The organism is Pseudomonas persica, from assembly GCF_900291015.1.
Taxonomy (GTDB): Bacteria; Pseudomonadota; Gammaproteobacteria; order Pseudomonadales; family Pseudomonadaceae; genus Aquipseudomonas.
In genome coordinates, this window is the sequence record NZ_OLKL01000057.1 from 1 (window position 1) to 262 (window position 262).

Below are 262 nucleotides of genomic sequence, written 5' to 3' on the forward strand. Positions count from 1 at the left end.
GCCTGGAGCGCCGTCGGGAACTGCGCCTGATTCAGGCATTCCTGAGCCTGGCAGCGGGGCTGTGATGGCTGTTTGCAGCGGGGCACCCTAATATGGCCGGCAATCAGCCGACAGGACCGTCGATGAGCGACAAAGACACCATTTCCATGCAACTGGTGCGCGAAGCGCTGTTGCAGACCTGCCCTTCCGGTGAGCCTGACAGTGGCTTGCTGGCCAGGGCGGGCATCGCCGTTGAACAACTGCACCTGCCAGAGGCAAGGGT

General features: G+C 63.0%; 1 pseudogene. It reads left to right on the forward strand.

Annotated features, from left to right (window positions below):
- Window positions 1-122: 122 nt before the first annotated feature.
- A pseudogene (locus FQ664_RS25675) lies at window positions 123-262 on the forward strand (AraC family transcriptional regulator); the annotation flags it as partial.